Raw genomic sequence first — 19,581 nt, 5'->3', positions numbered from 1 at the left:
AAGGTACTGGACAAAGGTAACGTTCTGGAAAACCTGAGAGGATTCCAATGTAGCGTGGGGAAGTTATACGTAGCCTGGAGAACTAGCTACTCCCTACTTAGTAGCGCAAAAAATGAATTGAAGCTTTGTTAAAAGGAGGATATAACGATGAAACGGTTATATATACCGATGGTCATTTTGTTTGTTCTGTTACTTGCTAGTTGCTCAGATGGATCCCCTGAAGACAAAAGTGATCAAAAAGCACCTTCGGAAAGATCCAATACATTTACTCAAAATGACCAAACCTTTGAAATTATTCCCTTATATAAAGAAATTCAAGAATATACAGGTCTTGCGAAGGACAACCCTTCAATGAATACTAAAAAGAAGTATAAAGAGAAGGTGGTAGAACCCTTTCAAAAGATGGCTTCAGAGAAAAAGATAGATATTGGTAGTTATTATTCTACGTATTTTGAGCCAACAACCGATATTCAACAATTGGAAGAGAACACAACTCAGCTCCTTAACAATCAGGATAAGATCAATAAATATATAAAAGAATCGCTACTATCGTCTGCAAAGTTGCTTCCAGGAAATAATAAGACCATTTTTATTATGCCTTTTAATCCTGAATACACGGATTCCATTCAAGAAATGGAAGGTGTGGTTGCTTTTAATCTAAGTAAAGACGCTATTTTGGTTCAACTAGTGCCATCGTTCAAAGAAATAGCGTTAAAGTATACGATTGCTCGCGAATATAACCATACGATCGCCAGGGAATATGGTGATGACAATAGCTCAAGCTTACTTTCCCCAATCATTTATGAAGGGAAAGCTGATTCATTCGCTGCTAAAGTATATCCAGAGCACAATGTTCCTTGGATTAAGCCACTTGCAGCTGAAAAAGAAAAAATAGTTATAGATGAGATAAGAGAGAACAACGATTCATTTGATATGCATATCTATAACGGATTGTTTGACGGAGATCCTTCAAAGGGTATACCACGTTGGTCGAACTATAAAATAGGTTATAAGATTACACAAAGTTTTATCAAAAACAATCCTGATGTATCCATTGATGAATGGACAAAGCTTGATTATAACGAAATCCTTAAAGGAAGTGATTACAGCCATTTGTTAGAATGATTGAAAACCTGTTGAACATAGAAAGAACCACCCTTGCATCCGAAAACAAGGGTGGTTCTTCTTCTAATTAAAAACGTTTAATCTGGTTATTTCTGAAGTTTTATAGAGTTACCAGCTACTGCATTCCGTTCCACTACATCATGAACAAGCAGCACTCCTAATTGATGATGTTCGTTTTGATAGAGTGAACCTTGAACGAATCGGATCTCTCCGTTTAGATCGAGTACTTCTAACTTACAGTATGCTGCGTTAATTTGCAGGGCTTTGTATAAGCTTGATTCATGCGTCATTGCTACTCCGTTTACTTTTACGATGATCTCTCCTACCTTTAACCCCATTTTTGCTGCTGGTGTTCCAGGCACGACTGCTAATATGATGACGCCTTTGTCCCTTTGAACAAAAAGAGAAGGTCTTGTGTCATCACGCTGACTGGTGATAAGCGTAATAAGTTCACGGCCGGCAATACCCGTTGCGATCGAAATGGCAATCAATAGTGGCAAATTATAAAAATGACCAGCAGCTGCAATCACTAGAACAATCAGCCCTAAAAAGGCAACTTGCTTACCAACATGCTTAATGGCTTTAACAGGCAGGGTATGTGTAACAAGCTGGCGATATCCGATGGCAAACGGTACTAAGATAAATGAAAAGCCCACCGCTTCCATCGGAAACAATGGCCACCAGTCTAAAACGGGAATCGATCCTACTGGAAGGACGAGAAACTGAGGAACAATCCAGAAGCGTGTGGCTTCGTGCGCGCCTACATAATGACCTCTTTTTCCTTTAAAAAGTCGGGGTGATGTGCGGTCTGCACCTTTCCATAAAATTAAGATTCCTTCCTGAATCAACAGCACGCCGAGAATCACAGCAATTGAATCAAGCGGTGTACTTTGAATATCACGGACCCATTTATCTACAACCACCATACCGGTATTTAATTCAGGCAGTAATAAACCTGCCATTGCAGCTAAAGTTACTGCATAGGCTGGTGCCATAAAGCGGGTTTTCATGGTTATAGCTAGCACGACATACATCAACCCGATTAAGACAATCATTCCTATTGGCAATGTTACGCCTGCGGCTATAAAGATAACCGAACCTATGAGTCCGATTAACATACCAGGCAACAAAGAAAAGATTAGATTATCAATGACTGGGTGAACTTTAACTTTGAATTCTTTACGTTCACGCTTTACTCGTTTTAGCCCGATCAAAAATGCTACGAATATAAAGCCATAAAAAAGCGGGTGTAAAAATAGCAGCCCGATGCCTTCTATCAGCTCGTTCACAAAGGTGTCTATCATGGGCGTTCTCTCCTCTTCTCATCTAGCAGTTGATCTACTTTTACTTCTAATCTTTTAAGTCTTGTATTACTGGATACAGCTCGTCTGACCAGCATGCCAATTCCGCTTATGATCACGAGCAAAACCAGAAAAGCCATAAATTGAAAAAATATGTCTCCCAAATTCATTGATTCCATTTGCTTTTCCCCTTCGATAGTTACACGCAGGCACTATAATATCTTCATTTCTAAAAAGTTGATTAGTGCGGTAATCAACCTCTCCATTATGTATGTAATAAAAAATCCGCAGAGAATATTTCCTCTACGGATAGTATTCGTGTTTCGGTTGTTTTTTCCTGCCATAATGCCTTATTTTGCAAGTAATTCGATAGCCGTTTTACGCTGAACATCGTTTTTCTCGTTGCGGATCGAATCGATTACTTTCGCTTCCATCTTACCTGCTGTTTTTTGGTCAATTTTCCCCGTAGCTGATAAGTTATTCGCGCGTTGGAACGCTGTTACAGCAGCTTGAGTCTTCTCATCAAAGTAGCCATCTTCACGCCCTGTTTGGAAACCTAACCCATTCAGCATCACTTGTGCATTTTTTACTTGCTCGTTATTCATGTCATACACAAGCGGCTTTTCGATAGAGATCGGATTCGAATAGAAGTATTCAGGCTGTTTTACTTCAAACGTTGGCTTGACGCCTTTTTTATGAATCCAGTTTCCGTCTGGTGTCAGCCATTTAAAGAGAGTCAGCTTAATGTTCGAGCCATCTCCTAAATCGATGGATTGCTGAACCGTTCCTTTACCGAACGATTTCTCACCGACAAGATCGTAATTCCCAGCTTCTTTTAGGGCAGCAGCTAAAATCTCTGAGGCGGAAGCACTGCCTTTATCAATCAAACCTACGATCGGATAATCCTTTTTTTCTTTTAGAGTAGAAACATAACGTTCTTTGTTTCCTTTTCTGTCTTCGATCTGAACAAACGGCTTTTTCTCCGGAATGATTTGACGAAGAATGCTGTCTACTGCCTCAAGATATCCCCCTGGATTTCCGCGGACATCAATCACAAGGCCGTCGATTCCTTCCTTTTCAAGCTTAGTCAACTCTTTCTTGAAATCTGAACCTGTTTTTTCAGAGAATGATGTAATCTCGATGACACCAATATTTTTGCCTTTCACTTTTTCGATATCTGAATAGACGGTTTCGATCGGAATCTCGTCACGTGTCACTTTGATCGGCATGACGTTGTTTACACCTTTACGTTTCACACCTAGCGTAACAACAGAGCCCTTTTCACCACGAATCTTTAGTACCGCTTTATAAAGATCTAATCCTTCAACACTTTTTCCATCAATCGTGATGATCTGATCGTTCGGCTTTATGCCTGCTTTCTCGGCTGGAGAATCCTTAAATGGTGCAACGATTGTTACTTTCCCGTCAACCATACTCACTTCTGCACCGATTCCTTCAAAGGAAGAATCCAAAGACTGTGTGAACTGGTTCGCTGTTTCTTCATCCATATAAACGGAATATGGATCTTTCAGCGTTTTTACCATACCTTGAATAGCGCCTTCTAGCAATTTTTCACGATCCACATCTTCTACATAACGAGAAGAAATGATCTCGTATGTTTTTTGAAGCTTTGCAAATTCTTCTTCATCGTTTACCTTTGTTTTCGTTTTCGGCAAATCGCTTACCGTATCGTTCTGTACAAACTTCGAATCGGTACCAAGCAGCGCCATAGAACCATACATTCCACCAGCACCAACAAGCAAGGAAACTACAATCAGCAGGGCCAACATCTTTTTATTTACGTTCATTCTGCTCACCTCATTTTTGCAGGAAAAGGCATCACACCCTGCAAAGTGCGATGCCTTCCATTGTAAGAGATTCGACGAAAGAAGCCTGTCTCCTACTTCACTATATGAATAGCTTGTTTACTTTATGAGTTTATTTTACCAATATGCCGCAGGATTTACAGCATTTGTTTTCCCTGCATTCCAAGGTCCTTTGTGAAGCTCAAAGTGCAGATGCTGACCAGTAGAATGTCCAGTGTTCCCCATATTTCCAAGCTGCGTGCCTTTTGAAACGGATTGACCCGTTGATACCATTGGCGTGCTGGACATATGAGCATAAACGGTCGTCCATTGCTGACCAGAGATCGAGTGAGAAATATAAACAACATTTCCGTATGAAGATGAATATTCCGCTCGGATAACTGTACCATCTGCTGCTGCATGGATTGGAACTGTACCAGCCTGAGCGATGTCGATTCCTTTATGGTTCCCCATGCTTCTGGTACCAAATGTAGACGAGATGATTCCAGCTGCTGGCTTCATAATCATGCCGTTTCCAATAACAGGGGCTGTTGAACCTCCACCACTGCCGCTAGAACGTTTTGCTGCCTCTTGCTGTCTTGCACGTTCTTGTTCTCTCTTAAAGGCTTCTTCTTGAGATTTTAAGATTTCACCTTCGTTTTCGATCTTATGCATTTCAGCTTCCAGATGTCCTTGTTCTTTTTGAAGAGATTCCATCAGACGATCTTTTTCAGCTTTTTGAGCTTTAAGCTGCTCTTTTAACCCTTGCAAGTCTTTCATTGCGTCTTGAAGACTGTTTAATTTTTTCTCAACCGACGTCATTTTTCCTTCTAGTAGCTCTTTATCTTTCTTCTGCTCTTCTAGAAGTTGACGGTCTTGCTCTGCGATCATGTTCAACGCAAGAACACGGTCAAGAAAGTCGCCAAAATCTTTAGATCCAAGTACGACTTCTAGATAAGAAACAGCTCCACCAGATTCGTACATAGAGTTAACTCGCTCTTTTAAAAGTTTGTCACGCTTGTCGATTCGTTTTTGAACAACCACGATTTCAGCTTTTAATTTTGCGATTTCATTTTTCGTTTGTGTAATATCAGCTTTCTTCTTTTCGATCTTCGCATCTGTATCAGATGATAGTTTATCGATTCTTGCAATTTCTGATTCTAATGAAGCTTGGCTTTTCTTATTTTGATCAATCTTAGACTTTGAACTTTTTGCTTTCTTTTGATTCTCTTGTTGTTTTTTCTTGATGCTTGATAAAGATTCCGCTTGAACGACGGATTCAGAGTGATACACAGTAAAAGCGCTCAGTGCCAAACTAAAAGACAGCACTGTACCAACCACTTTGCTTTTCATTCGTTTTCCTCCCTAACCCCTATTAATTTGTTTCGTTTTCTTGAATCTTTACTTCTGCGATCTATTAAATCTTTAAGAACTTACGAACAGACGTCAAGCTTCCCCATACTCCGATAACTCCACCGATCAACAGCATCAATAATGATAACTGAGGAATAAGCGGTGTTACTGGCAGCAGCTCGATGAACACTGTTCCAAGTTTCTGATTAACAATGTCAAATATCGCTTGGTATCCGACTGCGATTACGATGATTGGAAGGATAGCACCCATCACACCTAATGCGAATCCTTCAATAAAGAACGGCCAGCGGATAAATCCATTTGTTGCACCCACGAGTTTCATAATTTCAATCTCACGGCGGCGCGTTACGATCGTTAATTTAATCGTATTTGAGATTAGGAACATCGCTGTAAATACGAGTCCTAGAACGAGAACGATTCCTACGTTGCGGGCAGCATCGGTAACTTTAAAGAGTTTCTCAACTGTCCCTTGTCCGTACTCTACTTTGTTTACGAATTTAAGTTTGTCCACTTCTTTCGCTACTTGAGCTGTGTCTTGCGGTTCTTCTGTATAGATGATAAAAGCATCACGAAGCGGGTTCTCGTCTTTTAATGAAGAAAATGCTTTCCCTTCATCTCCTAGACTTTCGATCAATTCATCAAGTCCTTGTTCCTTCGATTGATACTTAACGGTTTTTACCTTATCCAGATTCTCAAGCTGTTTCTGATAGGTATCATAGTTCTCAGATTTCTCTGTTCTTTCGATGTAAGCTCTAATCTGTACATCATCTTCGATTTGGCTGGCAATATAATTGATGTTCAATAGAATTGCCACGAATACACTTACTAATAGTAATGTTACCGTTACTGCAGAGATTGAAGCGAAAGACATCCAGCCGTTTCGTCCCATGCTCTTAAATGCTTCTACTAAATGACGTTTTAATGTTCTAATCTTCATAGCCGTAATCCCCCTTCGCCTCATCACGTACAATTCGGCCGCCTTCGATGGCAATTACGCGCTTTGTGATTGTATTAACGATTTCTTTATTGTGAGTCGCCATGACAACTGTCGTGCCACGGTTGTTAATCTCTTTAAAGGTGTCCATGATTTCCCACGCAGTTTCTGGATCGAGATTCCCCGTAGGCTCGTCCGCGATGACAACTGGCGGCCGGTTCACGATAGAACGTGCGATCGATACACGCTGCTGCTCCCCACCGGATAGCTCATCCGGGAACATGCGAGCTTTATTTTTCAGCTTAACAAGGTCAAGAACTTCCATAACACGTTCTCTGATCACTTTTGGTGATTCCTCAATAACTTCTAGCGCAAACGCTACGTTTTCATAAACCGTTAAACGCGGTAAAAGTTTAAAGTCCTGGAAGATGACGCCCATTTTTCTGCGGACTTTTGGAATCTGTCTTTCTTTCACTTTCGCAAGGTTTGTCCCGTTTATAATAATAGACCCTTGTGTAGGTTTTTCTTCACGATACATACATTTAATAAAAGAAGACTTCCCGGCACCACTTGGTCCGACTACATAAACAAATTCGCCTTTCTCTATGTAGACGTCAATCCCGTTCAATGCCATGACACCATTCGGGTAAGTTTTCCAAACATCAATCATTTCTATCAAACTAAATCACTTCCTTACTACCCCAAAAAATATTTCCCTCATCAATCAACAATCATCAACAATCTATTTTATAAAGCAATGTTATAAAGCTTTTTACAAGCTTTTTCGACAATTACGCGATTCATGTCAGTTTTTTTCCGCAATAACTATTATAACATCTCGAACTGTCAATTTTATTACAGTTGTATTTCATCTTCTCTACAACAAGGGACCTTAGTCGTATTTTTTTATAACTGTGACAATAAAAATACGACACGATTCGCTGAAATCGTTCATGAACTAACAAACCTGCAAGTAAACTCTTCGACATTGGGTGGCTAAAGTCGACCATCGGAATAAAAATTAAGCACTTTTTTACTGTGTATCGGGTTATACCATCGGTTTTTATTACGGAATTTGAAGATATTAAGATGTTTTTAGGTAAATAGTCCTATATAGATAAGAAAAAAGCCAGCCGTTTGCTTACGGCTGGCAAATTTCGACCTATTAAATTAAAGTTTATTATCCGCGGTTAAATCCTTCTCCAAGCACTTCATTGGCATTTACAACGATTACAAAGGCGGATGGATCGACGCTTTTTACATATTGTTTTAATTTCGTAACTTCATACTGCGCAACAACGACCATCAACATTGGCCGCTCATCCTGTGTATAGCCACCTAATGCATTGATTTTCGTAACGCCTCGATAGATATGTGTTAGGATTCCCTGGCGCAGTTCTTCTTCATGATCTGAAATGATAAGCGCCATTTTTGACGTACCTAGTCCGATCTGTACCACATCAATCGTCTTTGCAGTAATAAACATCGCGATCAGTGCGTATAGCGCTTGTTCGATTCCGAAGATAAAAGCGGATGCGAGTACGATCGTGCCGTCAATAAGAAGGATGATCGTTCCGAGTGACGCCCCGATATATTTGTGAACGATCTGTGCGAGGAGGTCCACTCCTCCTGTCGAGGCTTTTCCCCGGAATACGATCCCGAGCCCCGCACCAATACCAAGTCCACCAAAGATCGCACCTAATAACGGTTCTTCTGTTGCGGCTCCCCACTCTTCAAAAATAAAGACGAAAAACGGCAGCACAAGTGTACCCACTAGTGTTTTCGCGCCAAATCGTTTTCCAAGAAAGATCAGACCCGCTACAAAAAGCGGTATGTTAAGGCTCCACTGCACATAGGATGGTTTCCATTGGAAGAGACCGTAAAGGATCGTCGATATACCGCTCACTCCGCCCGATGCGATTTCGTTCGGGAGCAAGAACACCGAAAATGCCAGGGCTACGAGCCCTGAGCCGATTACAACATAGATATATTCTAAAATAAGTTCAACTGTCGGGTGCAGGATTCCACCGCGTCTTTTTCTCATTGCCATCATCATAGCTGTCTATAGACCTCAAACTTTCATAAGGAATTTCTTTCAAATGAAAAAAGTATACCAAGCCTAGTATGCCCTTGTAAATGAGACCTTAGTGCCGCGGTGATGAAGTGAAGTGAATATTTTGATGGTGAATGGGGTTAGGTGCGAACTGACGAGCCAATTCGGTCATATATATGTGGTGTTCGGCAGTAGGCGATAGCGAATATTGTCGCGCGGTGTCGACTCGTGGTTATTTTTAATTTAACGTGGGATTATTCCTGTTTTTCGTGGGATTCTCACTTTTTTGATGACTGATGGAGTATTTTACATTTTTCCAAAAGCGGTGGAATGCGGCAAAATCTAGTTATTAATGAAAGGAGGTTGAGTGTTATCACAAGGATGGAGCGAAAAGTCCCTATTATTATTCCAAAACTAAACTTTTTGTTAAAAAGGCTACCTCTTCATCAGTTAAAACGGAAGGAAGTGGAGGATTACTTGGCCAGACAGATGGCTGGTTTTAGAGGAGAACAATCGATGAACTATTTTTACCGCTATCTCCCTCAAGATCAGATTGAATTCCTTCATAATATAAGAATTATTCATCAAGATTACTATTTTCAGATGGACACTCTCATCATCACACCACATTTTATCCTTATTCTAGAGATAAAAAATATAGCGGGCCATCTTTATTTTGATAACCTTTTTTCGCAAGTAATCCGAATACATGATGGAAAGAAAGAATCTTTTGATGATCCCATTCAGCAGGTTGAAAGACAAGCTTTTCATCTTTCAGAAGTATTAAAAAATAAAAAAGTACCATTCATTCCGATCGAGACATTAGTTGTCGTGACAAATCCAAAAACCCTTGTCGAAAGTGCACCAGGTCATACTGATGCGATCCATAGAGTCATAAAAAGTCCTGATTTAAAGAAAAGATTTGACCTTTTAACCAATAAGCATACGAAGGAAGTCCTTTCAAAAATGGAAATCAAAAAAATGAAAAGACTGTTGAACAAGCTTCATACTCCTTATGATCCCGATGTCTGCAGCTTATTTCAAATCGATAAAAGCGAACTCATGAAAGGTGTATTTTGTCCAAGTTGTGAGTTGATTTTAAACCGAACTAAAAGAAGCTGGTATTGTACAAATTGTGATCAACATTTTAAAAAAGCGCACATTCAAGCGATAAAAGATTATGCCGTGCTAATCTCAGATCACATTACAAACAAAGATTTTAAAGAATTTCTAAATCTCCCCTCGAGCAGTATTTCTTATCATCTCCTACGAGCACTCAACCTCCCTTATACAGGATCAACCAAAGACCGTACTTATCTTTTACATTCTTTAATAGATGATCTCTATTCATCCTGATTAATAATGGAAATGAAACATCGTTAAAGGTTTCACCCATATAATTTATAAGTTGGGAAAATAGCTATATTTCGGTAACAATTAACGCTACATGTTTCCTATGATTTTCCCAATATACCCCACTCTGATAATAGGTATAATTAACCAGTAGGTGCTTTTATTGAGGTGAAGCGATGGAGATTGTGGTGGGAAGTCGTGTCGTTTATAAAGGAGAAGAGTACCATGTGGTTTGGGTTTACGAAAATGGAAATGTCGAAATAGCAAAAAAAGGGCAACGAACGAAGATTGATCTTGTTCCAATAAAGTATCTTAACAAACTAGACTAAAAAAACTTCCGAAGCATTGGCCTCGGAAGTTTTTTTGATATTACAGTTTGGATCGTAGATAAGCATCAATAAATGGCGTGATCTCGCCATCCATTACAGATTGCACGTTACCTACCTCCGTGTTCGTACGGTGGTCTTTTACTAAGCTGTATGGGTGGAAAACGTAGGAGCGAATCTGGCTTCCCCAACCGATTTCCTTTTGCTCGCCGCGAATTTCAGCTAGTTGTGCCTGCTGTTCTTCAAGTCGGCGTTGTACTAATTTCGCCATGAGCATCTTCATCGCACGTTCACGGTTTTTGATCTGTGAACGTTCTGTCTGACACGATACGATCGTGTTCGTAGGAACATGCGTGATACGTACAGCAGAATCGGTCGTGTTAACGTGCTGACCGCCTGCACCTGACGCGCGATACGTATCGATCTTCAAATCTTCGGTACGGATCTCAATCTCTGTATCGTCCGTGATCTCAGGCATAACCTCACACGAAACGAAGGAGGTGTGACGGCGGCCAGAAGAATCGAACGGCGAGATCCGCACTAAGCGGTGGACACCTTTTTCTGCCTTCAAATAGCCGTATGCGTTGTGTCCTTTGATGCTCAACGTTACGGATTTTACACCCGCTTCATCACCAGGAAGATAATCAAGTGTTTCTACTTTGTATCCTTGGCGTTCCGCATAGCGCGTATACATGCGAAGCAGCATGGACGCCCAGTCTTGGGATTCCGTACCACCTGCCCCAGGGTGAAGTTCTAGGATCGCATTGTTTTTATCGTAAGGTTCATTTAATAAAAGCTGAAGTTCAAAGTCGTTCAGTTTTGCGATGAGTTCTTTCGTGTCTTTCACAAGCTCTTTTTGCATATCTGCATCGGCTTCTTCTTTTACAAGCTCGTGGGCGACTTCTAAGTCTTCATAAGAAGAAACGAGATCTTCAAATTCATTTACCTGCTCTTTTAATCCGTTCGCTTCATTAATGACAACTTGTGCTGCATTTTGGTCGTCCCAAAACGTCGGTGCACTCATCTGTTCGTCGAGTTCAGCGATACGTGCTTTTTTAGCATCGAGGTCAAAGAGACCCCCTAAAATCGTTGATACGTTTTTCGATAACGTTGAGTTCCTGTTTTACTTCTACTAAATCCATAGTCTTTGCACCTCATTTTATGATTGTAGCTACTTTTTAACGTATGCTATTCGCTTTAAAACATGCTTTGGGCTTAAAACATGCGCAAAGAGAGCCCCGAAGAGACTCTCTTCACTCACAACACTGAATTAATTTTGTTCAGCACCATGACAATGTTTGTATTTTTTGCCGCTTCCGCAAGGACACGGATCATTGCGTTTGATGTCCTGCTTCTTGCGTACTGGTTTCTTTTTAGAGGTTTCTGCTTTGTCGCTTGGTACGACCGCTTTTCCTTCAGCCACTTGTTCACGCTGCATGTTTTGTTCGATCTCAGATTTCATGATATAAGTCGTAACTTCCTCTTCGATCGCAGCAACCATCGCCTCGAACATTTCGAAGCCTTCGAACTGATACTCACGCAACGGATCGGTCTGACCGTAAGCACGAAGATGAATTCCTTGGCGAAGCTGTTCCATCTGATCGATGTGATCCATCCACTTGCTGTCGACCGAACGAAGGATAACAGCTTTTTGGAATTCTGCGATCTGCTCAGCAGGCAGCTGCTTTTCTTTTTCAGCAAATGCTGCATGAACCTTTGCTTGAATCTTCTCAAGGATCTCTTCTCGATCAAGTCCGAAGAAATCTTTTTCCGTAAACACTGGCTCTGTAAACATAACCGCGTTCACATAATCAGCGATCTCTTTCGTGTTCCACTCTTCTTGAACTTCAGATTCAGGCGTGTGAACCGTTACGATGCGATCAATCGTAGAATCGATCATACGCAGAATGATATCGCTCAAGTTCTCAGAGTCTAGTACTTCCTGACGCTGAGCGTAGATGATCTCACGCTGCTGACGCATAACATCGTCATATTGTAAAAGCTGTTTACGTGCATCAAAATTCGATCCTTCAACACGTTTTTGTGCTGATTCAACCGCTTTTGTCACCATTTTAGATTCGATTGGAGTATCTTCATCCATACCAAGACGCTCCATCATCGTCATCAAGTTGTCAGAACCAAAGCGTTTCATCAACTCATCTTCCATAGAGATATAGAAACGGGATGAACCTGGGTCCCCTTGACGACCTGCACGACCACGAAGCTGGTTATCGATACGGCGGGATTCATGGCGCTCTGTACCTAAAATGTGAAGACCGCCTACCTCAATAACACCTTCTCCAAGCTTGATATCTGTACCACGACCGGCCATGTTTGTCGCGATTGTCACCATCCCGAGCTGACCGGCGTTCTCAATGATTTCGGCTTCACGCTCATGGTTTTTCGCGTTCAGGACGTTATGTTTAATTTTACGTTTTGTTAAAAGTTGAGAAAGTAATTCAGACGTTTCAACGGCAACTGTACCGACAAGGATCGGCTGGCCAGTCTTATGGCGCTCTTCGATTTCAGCGGCAATCGCCTTGAACTTCCCTTCCATCGTTTTATAAATTAAATCCGGTCTGTCATCACGTGCGATCGGACGGTTCGTCGGAATCGCGATAACATCCATATTGTAGATGTTACGGAATTCCTCTTCCTCGGTCTTCGCTGTACCTGTCATACCTGCAAGCTTGTTATACATACGGAAGTAGTTTTGGAACGTGATCGTCGCAAGTGTCATACTCTCGCGTTGGATCTCAAGACCTTCCTTCGCTTCAATCGCTTGGTGAAGTCCGTCACTATAGCGGCGGCCAGCCATCAAACGACCTGTGAACGGATCAACGATTACGATTTCGCCGTCTTGAACGACGTAATCCACATCACGCTGCATGATCACGTTTGCTTTTAACGCTTGGTTGATGTGGTGGTTAAGCGTCACATGCTGATAGTCATAGAGGTTATCAATAGAGAACATCTGCTCAGCACGGTTGATTCCCTCTTCTGTTAACTGTACGTTCTTAGTTTTTTCATCAACGGTAAAATCCGTATCTCTTTTCAACTGGCGCACAAACATGTTTGCCATTTGATAAAGCTGGGTAGATTTTTGTGCAGAGCCAGAAATGATAAGCGGAGTACGCGCTTCATCGATGAGAATGGAGTCCACTTCATCGACGATCGCATAATTACGGCGCTGAACCATCTGTTCTTTGTAAACCACCATGTTGTCGCGCAGATAATCAAAGCCGAACTCGTTGTTCGTACCATATGTGATATCTGCTGCATACGCTTCCCGTTTCTCCTCTTTGGAAAGGTCAGAAACGTTCAAGCCAACGGATAAACCTAAGAAATGATAAAGCGGCCCCATTATCTCTGAGTCACGGCGAGCCAAGTATTCGTTGACGGTTACAACGTGAACCCCTTTACCATCAAGCGCATTCAAATAGACCGGCATGGTCGCTACGAGCGTTTTACCTTCACCGGTTTTCATCTCAGCAATATTACCTTCATGCAGGGCAACAGCACCCATAATCTGTACCGGATAGTGACGCATGTTCAAGACACGAGCCGCTGCTTCGCGTACAGTCGCAAACGCTTCAGGCAGTAAATCGTCTAATGACTCGCCTTTTTCAATGCGGCTTCTGAATTCATCCGTCTTTCCTGCAAGAGCTTCATCGCTTAACGCTTTAAACTCTTCTGCTAGCGCTTCTACTTTTTCAGCGATTCTTTCATATCTATTAAGTGTCCGATCATTGGAACTTGGAAAAATCTTTTTCAAAATGCTAATCATCCGTTAAACGCTCCCTGTTCTCGAGAATTATATACCACTTCTATTCTACCAGTTTGTGAAACGAGCCACAAGAAATCCCAAATCTTTTCGTGTCTATAATCGTACCATCTAGGGTTGTGGAAATTCCTATTTATGTGAAATTTTCTATAGTTAAAAAGACGCAAGACCTAATTTTTGGTAAAATGTAAAAAAGGCTGCTGGAGGTTCTAATGGAAAAAGTAGAGATGGATAAGAATAGCACCAACGAACAGATAAAAAAGAAAACCACGATTTTAACGATTGTTTTAAGCCTTTTTATTATAGGAGGGCTCGGAACGTGGGGGTATTACAAACTTTACGGAGCCAAATCCGCATCAGATTTTGATCTGCCTTCTAATGAAGAAGTGGCAGCCGCAGGCACGTCCATCTACAAACCTGCACCTAATGTTCCCGTTACGGAGATCCAGCGACGAATCAATGTTATACACGAGTTCTGGAACCGCAAGTTAGGGTTTGGCGCTTGGAATAAATATAGCATCACAAGCAATAAAAAAGAATTGATAGATGTAAAGGGAGATATACAGGATAAACTCCTCCCTTATGTGTCAGGCCCTTTGAAGGCCGATATCGAAACGGCGATCGTAAAAATAGATGCAAGCATGAAATCTGATCGTGTAGAACCATTAAAACACGTACACCGTATTTTTCATGATCTGGATATTACGTTGAACGGCTATGAGCAGGATGGTGTGTATTGGGAAGTCACGGAAACATGGAAATGGCTTCAAAAAGCACATTGACCATTTGCAAGTTTATAGAATAGCTGTTATGATAGGAATTAGTTATTTTTGTTCGGTGTAATCAATAGTATGAAAAAACATTTTTCTTCTTGAGAATAGATTAGGGCAAGGATAGTAATATATTGTGTGGCAACGCACTAGGAGGCAACAAACATGGAACAAGGTACAGTAAAATGGTTTAACGCAGAAAAAGGATTCGGATTCATCGAGCGCGAAAACGGAGACGACGTATTCGTACATTTCTCAGCAATCCAATCTGAAGGCTTCAAGTCTTTAGACGAAGGCCAACAAGTAACTTTTGAAGTTGAGCAAGGTGCTCGTGGAGCTCAAGCTGCTAACGTTCAAAAAGCATAATCTTATATGATTATTGAAAAACAGACTCTTTTGGGTCTGTTTTTTTGTTTTTTTAAAAGCTGTTTGTGTTTGCATAGTGGTCCTCTGTAAGTAGTTAATTTCCGCTCCAGGCTGCTCGCTTTCCGCGGGGCGGACGGTGAGCCTCCTGCCCCTTTGCACCATTAGGAGTCTCACCTGTCCCACTCGTCCCGCAGGACAAGGAAGGCTCCGGCAGCGAATCATCGCACGAAGAAAATCTGATTTTTCATTTTCGAGGAGTCTCGCACCTTGCGCTCCAATCAACTGCCATAGGAGAAAAGGATAAAATAACAACAACCTTTTCAGAAAAACATCATACTTGGTTTTGCGGATGTACGGTCTCTAAAGAATAGTACTAAAAATAAACAATAAAAAACCCGCTCAATTTCTTGAGCGGGTGCATGGTACAGGTAAAGTAAAAAATTTATTGCATCAAAGGTTAGTCCTAGTATAACATACATATCACTTTTTTTATCGTTTTTAAGTAGTCGGTGTCATATAATGATCTTTTAGCTGATCGCGTAAGGTTCTTTTTAGGAACTTTCCGACCGAGGTTTTCGGGATTTCATCCATGAACACGATATCGTCTGGGATCCACCACTTTGCAAACTTTGGTTTTAAATAGTCGAAGATATCTTCCTTTAGGACTTTTTCTTTTGATTCGGGTTTTAAGACCACGCATGCGAGCGGTCTTTCTTGCCATTCGGGGTGTGGAACGGCGATAACGGATGCCTCAAAAACATCTGGATGTGCCATGATCGCATTCTCTAAATCTACCGACGAGATCCACTCCCCGCCGCTCTTGATCAGGTCCTTCGTCCGGTCGACTATCTTCACAAAGCCTTCTTCATCAACCGTAACGACATCCCCAGTATGAAGCCAGCCGTCGACGAATGTCCCTGCCGTCCGTTCGTCGTTAAAATATTCATCAGCAATCCAGTTCGAGCGGAGCAACAACTCACCCATCTCGTTACCATCCCATTTCACTTCCCCGTTCGCACCAATTACTTTCATGTCAACTCCCGGTACGACATAGCCCTGTTTGGCTTTAATATCGAGTTTTGCTTCGTCATCTAAGTCTGCTTGATAGGTTTTTAAACGTGTTGAAATAACAAGTGGGCTCGTTTCAGTCATACCATATGCGTGCATGAACGGAATGTTATGTTTTTCCTGGAACGCTTTGATCATGCTTTTCGGTGCGGCTGATCCACCACACAAAACAGCTCGAAGGCTAGAAGTTTCATAGCTCTTCTCTTCAAGTTCACGGAGAAGCCCCATCCATATCGTTGGAACCCCCGCGGTAACTGTTACTTTTTCCATCTCAATCAGTTCCGCTAAAAGTTGAGGTGTGAATCGCGGCCCTGGCATAACCTGCTTCGATCCAAACCACGTTGCAGCATAAGGAAGTCCCCAAGCATTCACATGGAACATCGGCACAACCGGCATACAAACATCACTTTCTGATACAGCACCGCAATCCGCTAGTCCAAGGGCCATCGAATGAAGAACCGTCGAACGATGCGTGTACGTTACCCCTTTCGGATTCCCCGTCGTAGCGGATGTGTAGCACATTCCAACCGGGTCATTTTCATCTACGTTTTGCGGGAACTCGTAACCCGGGTCACCGTTCTCAAGGAGTTTTTCATAATGATAAAGCGGCTGAAGCGGTGACTTTGGCAGCTCGTCTTCATCTGTCATTAAAATAAAGGCTTTTACGTTCGGAATATGGTCTTTTATAGCTTCAACTAGAGGAAGAATGTCCTGATCGATCAGTAAAATCTGGTCATCAGCATGATTGATAATGTATGCGATATGCTGAGGGGAAAGCCGGATATTAATCGTGTGAAGAACAGCCTCCACACCCGGGATTGCAAAATAAGCTTCAAGGTGGCGATGGTGGTTCCATGCGAGCGTTCCTACACGCTCACCCTTTTTTATACCAAGCCGCTTAAGCGAACTCGACAACCTGCGTGTCCGTTCCCCGATCTCCCGGTAACTGAACTTGCGAATCCCTGACATCGTACGGCTCGTTACTTCTTTTTTCCCAAAATAACGCTCCGCATGCTCCAACATACTCGTTACTCGAAATGGCACATTCATCATCATAACTGCTTCTCCTCCTTTAAAATATACATATCCATGGTGTAAGCGCTCTCTCCTCCACTAGTTCACCTTACCTAGAAGAAAATCCTGCTCTCGGAACATATTTGTTGGAGGGTTTTGCTGGAAAGAATACGTCTCTGTAAAAATTAATGTAATGTTTACGACTAAACTAAAAGAAAACGACATAAAAAGGGGTGAAATTATGTCAGATTGGTGGTTTCGTACATCTCTTCCTATTAAAAAAGCACGCCCTATCCAGAGCGTGCTTTCATTATTTTTTTGTTAAGTTACATATCTCCTGCGATCAGTCCATATTTGCCGTCTTTACGTCTGTATACGACGTTCATCTCACCAGTTTCGGCATTGTTATAGACGAAGAAGTTATGGCCCAGTAAGCCCATTTGAAGAATCGCTTCCTCCGTGTCCATCGGTTTAAAGTCAAACCGTTTTTCACGAACAATCTCGAAGTCATCTTCTTCCTCTAGCAGCGCAGTGGATACTCCATCTGTACCGTTAGCAAACATGTGCTTCGTGCCTTCTGCATTTCTAAATTTGCGGTTAACTTTTGTTTTGTGTTTACGAATTTGACGCTCTAATTTTTCTACCACCAAATCAATCGCAGCGTATAAATCCAAATGACGTTCCTCTGCACGAAGCAAGAGTCCCTTCATCGGTATCGTTACCTCAATGGATTGTTCATTGTTATACACTTTTAAATTGACGTGTACTTCAGAATTCGGAGTTTCGTTAAAGTATTTTGTGAGTTTAGTTACCTTCTTCTCCACGTAAGCCCTAATGGCTTCGGTCACCTCGATGTTTTCTCCGCGAATGTTAAAATGCATAACTTAACTCCTCCTTTCGGTGATGTATATATATTTCTATGTACCCTAAAAGAATTCCTCCGTAACATTTAAAATATTTTGACAATTTATTTACAATCTCGACATTTTCTTAATATAACAATTCAATAGAACTTTAGATATAAAGAAATTTGAATCAAATTTCATAATTCGAAACTTTTGTTTTCCTAAGAACATGACTTTGTTCACAAAGGAGTAATTAGAAAGCGAATGTGGTCTTAATGCATAATAAAAACCCGCCTAGAAAACTAGGCGGGATCTAATGTGTGGTCATTAATGCTTTGAATTATAGTTTAGTTACGTTAGCCGCTTGAGGCCCACGTGCGCCATCTACAATATCAAACTCAACTTGCTGACCTTCGTCAAGGCTTTTGAATCCTTCAGTATTGATTGCAGAGAAGTGTACGAACACATCGTCTCCGTCTTCGCGCTCGATAAATCCAAAACCTTTTTCTGCGTTAAACCATTTTACTTTTCCTAACATGCCTTTCACAATCCCTTCATCATGCGAATCTTTGTATAGAAAATCTATACAGTTTATAGTATGACACATACCCAAAAATGTTGTCAAAGGCTTAAGTTAGCGAATAATAAGAAGTTTTGTCGAAAAATCTTTAAACATGTAAATTGAATAAATATACATAATTTTCGTATTTTTCGCGGTCGTCTTTCACACTTCTAATTCAGGCTTGGTCACATATAATGCAATATACAAGCTATGGAACTAACAAGTGTGTAAAAAGGAGGCAATGGACGTTGCTTAACATGATTGAAAAAGTCGTCCTAAGCATGGCAGTAATCCGTATTCTTTCCGGAACACTCGAGATTACCGCAGCTCTTTTCATGCTGCATTACAATACCGTTGAACGTGCGCTCATCATCAATTCCCTGCTCTCCATTGTGGGACCGATTATTTTTTTCTCGACGATGACCATCGGAATCTATGGATTGTCTACTAAGATCTCGTTTACTAGCTTGTTGTGGATCATGGCAGGGATTATTTGTATAGTTTATGGGATTAAGCGGTAGATGTTATTAGTGTAGCGTTTTTCGTGGCGTGGGAAGTTTTATGGTAAGCCGATTCGGTGCATAGAGGAGCTGTTTTAAGGCATAGACCATTAGTTTTAAGGCATAGAAGTACGTTTGATGCATAGAAATTTCATTTTTAGTCATAGAATAAAGCATTTTGTGCATAGAAAATGGATAACGGTTCATAGGCTTCCCATTTTTATGCATAGAGCATTCGATTCACACAAAAAACCACAAGTTCTCTAACTTGTGGTCAGAACGTAGACAAACCCCATTTCAACTTTGTTGAAAATGGGGTTTGTGTTGTTTTTAAGTATTATTTTTGAATAAACACACCTGGATTAAACTGGACATGGCCCTCGCCATGTCCAGTTTGCCAG

The 19,581-nt window shown here is 41.3% G+C and carries 18 protein-coding genes; 6 read left to right on the top strand and 12 right to left on the bottom strand.

From position 1 onward, the window contains the following. The first annotated feature begins 147 nt into the window (after window positions 1–147). Window positions 148–1,125 (top strand): DUF2268 domain-containing protein, encoded by a 978-nt coding sequence (locus M3206_RS17230; RefSeq protein ID WP_251313749.1) that lies wholly within the window; start codon window positions 148–150, stop codon window positions 1,123–1,125. Between the two features lie 86 nt (window positions 1,126–1,211). Here the strand turns inward: M3206_RS17230 and M3206_RS17225 are convergent, their stop codons facing one another. The 7 genes from M3206_RS17225 to M3206_RS17195 all read right to left on the bottom strand — a co-directional run bounded on the left by M3206_RS17225 (window position 1,212) and on the right by M3206_RS17195 (window position 8,583). Next, entirely contained in the window at window positions 1,212–2,429 is a 1,218-nt protein-coding gene (locus tag M3206_RS17225; protein WP_251313748.1) for a PDZ domain-containing protein, read from the bottom strand. After that, the gene (locus M3206_RS17220; protein WP_251313747.1) at window positions 2,426–2,605 is read right to left on the bottom strand and encodes a hypothetical protein; all 180 of its coding nucleotides are present in this window, start codon (window positions 2,603–2,605) and stop codon (window positions 2,426–2,428) included. The genes M3206_RS17225 and M3206_RS17220 overlap by 4 nt, the downstream gene beginning before the upstream one ends. 171 nt (window positions 2,606–2,776) lie before the next feature. Further along, window positions 2,777–4,234, bottom strand: coding sequence for a S41 family peptidase (locus M3206_RS17215; protein WP_251313746.1), 1,458 nt, complete (start codon window positions 4,232–4,234; stop codon window positions 2,777–2,779). A 135-nt stretch (window positions 4,235–4,369) separates the two neighbouring features. Further along, window positions 4,370–5,584 (bottom strand): murein hydrolase activator EnvC family protein, encoded by a 1,215-nt coding sequence (locus tag M3206_RS17210; RefSeq protein WP_251313745.1) that lies wholly within the window; start codon window positions 5,582–5,584, stop codon window positions 4,370–4,372. Between the two features lie 64 nt (window positions 5,585–5,648). Further along, the gene (gene ftsX / locus M3206_RS17205; protein WP_251313744.1) at window positions 5,649–6,542 is read right to left on the bottom strand and encodes a permease-like cell division protein FtsX; all 894 of its coding nucleotides are present in this window, start codon (window positions 6,540–6,542) and stop codon (window positions 5,649–5,651) included. After that, window positions 6,532–7,218: a cell division ATP-binding protein FtsE gene (gene ftsE / locus M3206_RS17200; RefSeq protein WP_251313743.1), complete on the bottom strand. Its 687-nt coding sequence runs from the start codon at window positions 7,216–7,218 to the stop codon at window positions 6,532–6,534. Before ftsE ends, ftsX begins: the two co-directional genes overlap by 11 nt. Window positions 7,219–7,719: 501 nt before the next feature. After that, a complete protein-coding gene (locus M3206_RS17195) occupies window positions 7,720–8,583 on the bottom strand; it encodes a YitT family protein (protein WP_251313742.1) in 864 nt (287 codons plus the stop codon). Window positions 8,584–8,955: 372 nt separating this feature from the next. Here M3206_RS17195 and M3206_RS17190 point away from each other — a divergent pair, with 372 nt between their 5' ends. Then, window positions 8,956–9,948, top strand: a complete 993-nt coding sequence (locus M3206_RS17190; protein WP_251313741.1) for a nuclease-related domain-containing protein — start codon at window positions 8,956–8,958, stop codon at window positions 9,946–9,948. A gap of 173 nt (window positions 9,949–10,121) precedes the next feature. Then, complete coding sequence (locus tag M3206_RS17185) at window positions 10,122–10,274, top strand: hypothetical protein (protein WP_251313740.1); 153 nt, start codon at window positions 10,122–10,124, stop codon at window positions 10,272–10,274. Between the two features lie 40 nt (window positions 10,275–10,314). Here the strand turns inward: M3206_RS17185 and prfB are convergent. Together prfB and secA are read right to left on the bottom strand one after the other, a co-directional pair. Continuing rightward, a protein-coding gene (gene prfB, locus M3206_RS17180) for a peptide chain release factor 2 (protein WP_251313739.1) occupies window positions 10,315–11,413 on the bottom strand; the annotation gives its coding sequence in 2 pieces (ribosomal slippage) (window positions 10,315–11,349 and window positions 11,351–11,413; 1,098 coding nt in all). Between the two features lie 128 nt (window positions 11,414–11,541). Beyond that, window positions 11,542–14,058 carry a preprotein translocase subunit SecA gene (gene secA, locus M3206_RS17175; RefSeq protein WP_251313738.1) on the bottom strand — a complete coding sequence of 839 codons (2,517 nt, stop codon included), beginning with the start codon at window positions 14,056–14,058 and terminating at the stop codon, window positions 11,542–11,544. A 209-nt stretch (window positions 14,059–14,267) separates the two neighbouring features. Between secA and M3206_RS17170 the strand changes: the two genes are divergently transcribed. Both M3206_RS17170 and M3206_RS17165 read left to right on the top strand, forming a co-directional pair. After that, a complete protein-coding gene (locus M3206_RS17170) occupies window positions 14,268–14,837 on the top strand; it encodes a hypothetical protein (protein WP_251313737.1) in 570 nt (189 codons plus the stop codon). A gap of 153 nt (window positions 14,838–14,990) precedes the next feature. Next, a complete protein-coding gene (locus tag M3206_RS17165; protein ID WP_251313736.1) occupies window positions 14,991–15,191 on the top strand; it encodes a cold-shock protein in 201 nt (66 codons plus the stop codon). 498 nt (window positions 15,192–15,689) lie between these two features. Here M3206_RS17165 and M3206_RS17160 read toward each other — a convergent pair whose 3' ends face one another. From M3206_RS17160 to M3206_RS17150, 3 genes are all read right to left on the bottom strand, one after another. Beyond that, complete coding sequence (locus M3206_RS17160; RefSeq protein ID WP_251313735.1) at window positions 15,690–17,315, bottom strand: long-chain fatty acid--CoA ligase; 1,626 nt, start codon at window positions 17,313–17,315, stop codon at window positions 15,690–15,692. 284 nt (window positions 17,316–17,599) lie between these two features. Further along, window positions 17,600–18,154 carry a ribosome hibernation-promoting factor, HPF/YfiA family gene (gene hpf, locus M3206_RS17155; protein WP_251313734.1) on the bottom strand — a complete coding sequence of 185 codons (555 nt, stop codon included), beginning with the start codon at window positions 18,152–18,154 and terminating at the stop codon, window positions 17,600–17,602. Window positions 18,155–18,458: 304 nt separating this feature from the next. Next, window positions 18,459–18,656: a cold shock domain-containing protein gene (locus tag M3206_RS17150; RefSeq protein ID WP_130296881.1), complete on the bottom strand. Its 198-nt coding sequence runs from the start codon at window positions 18,654–18,656 to the stop codon at window positions 18,459–18,461. A 281-nt stretch (window positions 18,657–18,937) separates the two neighbouring features. Between M3206_RS17150 and M3206_RS17145 the strand changes: the two genes are divergently transcribed. After that, entirely contained in the window at window positions 18,938–19,201 is a 264-nt protein-coding gene (locus M3206_RS17145; RefSeq protein ID WP_251313765.1) for a YqhV family protein, read from the top strand. The last annotated feature ends 380 nt before the right edge of the window (window positions 19,202–19,581 follow it).

This window comes from Fictibacillus phosphorivorans (assembly GCF_023715845.1).
GTDB classification, from domain to species: domain Bacteria; phylum Bacillota; class Bacilli; order Bacillales; family Fictibacillaceae; genus Fictibacillus; species Fictibacillus phosphorivorans_D.
Note: the sequence above shows the minus strand (reverse complement) of the source record. Positions and strands in the feature narration are given on the sequence as shown.